The organism is Thermosynechococcus sp. OHK43, from assembly GCF_014466085.1.
Classification (GTDB): Bacteria; Cyanobacteriota; Cyanobacteriia; order Thermosynechococcales; family Thermosynechococcaceae; genus Thermosynechococcus.
Window position 1 is genome coordinate 1 of record NZ_JACOMP010000117.1, and the last position, 3,214, is coordinate 3,214.

Below are 3,214 nucleotides of genomic sequence, written 5' to 3' on the forward strand. Positions count from 1 at the left end.
GAAGAATTTTTAAGTTGATAATACTAGCGGGCGATCGCTCCCTCAAAGGTTGGAAGATATGACGATTGCGGCTTGGGATAATTGAATTCAATCTTGCCTTTATTCTACAAAATTCCCTTGACCTAGGCCAATTGTGCAATCGGTTACCAATTAGCCCTAGGATTGGGCACATTTGCGAGCTTCAAGCACGGCTGCCTGCAAGGCTGCTTGCAGTTGCTGGGTGAAGTCTTGAGCCTGTTGCTTGCGGTTGCCTTCTTGCCCAGGGGTTGTCCACAGAGGTGATCCAATCCACAGCGCCACCCGAGCACGGAACTGTGGCTGCGGATGATAGGCAATACCGACGGGAAAAATCGGTAGCGGGCGATCGAGCTGCAAAACAAGGCGGGCAAGACCAGGTCTCAGAGGGCGAATCACTTGATCCCGGACAATTCCACCCTCAGGAAAGATCACCAAGGGCTGACCGGCCTTGAGAATGTCTAGAGCATGGCGCAAACTACTGGGTTGAGGACGATCCAGATTGATCGCAAAGGCACCCAGGCGGCGAATAAACCAACCCTGCACACCGCCAAACTCAATGGCATTTGTCATAAAGCGCAGGGGATAGGGGCACACCAAGGGCAAAATGACGGGATCCCAACGACTACAGTGCTTGGGAGCAAGGACAAACCGACCATCCCTGGGTAAATGCTCGCGACCCACAATTGTGATTTGCGAAAAGTAGAGGGGCAAAAATAGGCGATGAATGGGCCACAATCCCCAATAAAGCCACGGCAAGATGTGAGATGTGGTGGGTGCCATTTTCTGATGGCGCATCCGTTCTCCTCCGTAGCCGCCGCTACTACAATAGTAAGCCTGTAGCCCCTTGCCGCTGTCGAGGAACCAGCCAATGTCGCAGCCGACCCATCGCTTTGATGCCCGTGTCTGGGGGCAGTTTCTGCGGATTGCCCAACCCTATTTTTTCCCCCGCGATCGCTGGGGCAGCAGTGTGATCTTTATCCTGCTGCTTTTTTTGGTCATTGCCCTCATGTTTGGCTTCCTCTTTGGCCTCACGGCAGCTATCACCTTTGGCCTGAATGCCCTTGCCCCTGAACTGATGGGACCAATTGCCGGGGGCCTCATGGAGATGATTCAATCCCTGTGGGCACAGCCCCTTAGCCGCAGTCTCCTGCTAGGGACAGTGATTGTCCCCCTGGGCGTCTTTGCACTGCTGCGGCAACCCCTCCTGCTTCGGTGGCAAGCATGGGCTCTCTTGGGGTTACTGCTGATGCTTTCCCTGTCCGTGAGTGGCCTCAACGTGATTATTAGCTTTGTGGGTCGCTTCTTCCAGACGGCACTGGCGGAGAAAAATGCCGAAACCTACTGGCGATTCCTTTTCGTGTATGCTGGTGTTTTTGTAGTGGGGACGCCGATTGTCGTCATTTATCGCTATGTGCGGGAATATCTAGGGTTGCGCTGGCGGGATTGGCTCACCCGTCATTTTTTGGATCGCTATTTCCAGAATCGGGCTTACTACACCATTGAAAACCAAGGGGAGATTGATAACCCTGATCAACGGATCAGTGAGGATGTCCGCTCATTTACCCAAACCTCGCTCCAGTTTTTGCTGATCATTCTTGGCGAAATTATTGACCTCATTGCCTTTAGTGGCATTCTCTGGACTATCTCACAAACCCTAACACTGACATTGATTGGCTATGCCATTGTCGGCACTATCGTCACTGTTTTAATTGGGCAACGCCTGATTTGGCTGAATTTTAACCAACTGCGGCGGGAAGCGGACTTTCGTTATGGCCTTGTCCATGTGCGCGATAATGCCGAGTCTATTGCCTTTTATCGCGGTGAAGGCCAAGAGTCAGTGCAAGTGCGTCAACGCTTTCTTGAAGTGCTGCGGAACTTTAACCTCTTGATTGGCTGGCAGCGAAATCTTGATTTTTTCACGACAGCCTATAACTACTTTGTGATTATTGTGCCGGCGGCGGTGGTTGCTCCCCGCTACTTTGCCGGTGAGATTGATTTTGGTTCCATTAGCCAAGCTAGTTTTGCCTTTTCCCAGGTACTGGGGGCACTCTCAATCATTGTGAACCAGTTTACGAACCTCACGGGCTTTATTGCGGGCATTGAGCGTTTGGCAGAGTTTGATGAGGTGCTGACGAGTCCCTCCGTACCGCCTCAATCGCAAATTGAATTGGTGGAGAAGCCCTACATTGCCCTAGAACACGTGAGTGTGGATACACCGAATTTGGCACGGCGACTGGTGGAAGATGTCACATTTGCCCTTGAAGCGGGCGAAAGTGTCGTGATCATGGGACCCAGCGGTGTAGGTAAAAGTTCACTGCTGCGGGCGATCGCCGGACTCTGGCAAAGTGGCAATGGTCGCATTATGCGTCCACCGGTGGATGAAGTGCTCTTTTTGCCCCAACGCCCCTACATGGTGCTGGGTACGCTGCGCACCCAACTCCTCTATCCCAGTGGCGATCGCCAGACCCCTGATGACGTCCTTTTGCAGGCCCTTGATGAAGTAAACTTGGCCCATTTGCCCGATCGCGTGGGCGGACTCGACGTGGAATTGGCGTGGGATGATGTGCTGTCCCTTGGGGAGCAGCAACGACTGGCGATCGCCCGCTTGCTGCTGAATCAGCGCCCCTACGCCATTTTGGATGAAGCCACCAGTGCCCTTGACTTAGCCAATGAAAAACGGGTCTATGAGCATATTCAGCGCCTCAGCCGCAACTACATTAGTGTTGGCCACCGCGAGAGCCTGATGCAGTACCACACCTATGTTTTAGAACTAAAGGGCGATCGTGAGTGGAAATTTTACCCTGTACGCAACATCCCCTAGCGCTGGCGACCGCCACAATAGCCGCCACAATAAAAGTGGCGCCCTATGGAAGAGAAGTGATCGAGACAAAGAAATAGATTTCCCTGGCAGGCAGGTAGTATCACAATCTTTTTCTCAAAGGTAGAGCAATAAGGGAAGACATTCTTTTGCTTTTAATAGTCGTGAAACGGGTGGTGGCAACCTAGCCTAGAGCAAGCTGTAACATGAAGTTTTGTGCAATTAGTTTTTACCTAGTAAAGATTTTAGAATGAATATATGAATATATGTTTTTCCCTTGGGTCGCTGTTTTACTACTGCTTTTTCTATAGAAAATTTGAAATTTGGAATATTTAGAAAATCCTATAAAAGAGTTATTATAGTTATTAAGTTATTAAA

2 protein-coding genes are annotated in these 3,214 nt (G+C 50.8%); one reads left to right on the top strand and one right to left on the bottom strand.

Features of this window, described 5'->3' with window-relative positions; all coding sequences use genetic code 11:
• Positions 1-156 precede the first annotated feature (156 nt).
• The gene (locus H8Q75_RS04810) at positions 157-813 is read right to left on the bottom strand and encodes a lysophospholipid acyltransferase family protein (protein WP_024123986.1); all 657 of its coding nucleotides are present in this window, start codon (positions 811-813) and stop codon (positions 157-159) included.
• 73 nt (positions 814-886) lie between these two features.
• On the opposite strand from H8Q75_RS04810, the gene H8Q75_RS04815 reads away from it, so the two are divergent.
• Positions 887-2,839, top strand: a complete 1,953-nt coding sequence (locus tag H8Q75_RS04815) for an ABC transporter ATP-binding protein/permease (RefSeq protein WP_024123987.1) — start codon at positions 887-889, stop codon at positions 2,837-2,839.
• Positions 2,840-3,214 lie beyond the last annotated feature (375 nt).

What these genes read in the sequence shown, in the direction of transcription:
- H8Q75_RS04810 (WP_024123986.1), bottom strand. Translation starts at nt 813, where the DNA reads ATGCGCCATCAGAAAATGGCACCCACCACATCTCACATCTTGCCGTGG.
- H8Q75_RS04815 (WP_024123987.1), top strand. Translation starts at nt 887, where the DNA reads ATGTCGCAGCCGACCCATCGCTTTGATGCCCGTGTCTGGGGGCAGTTT.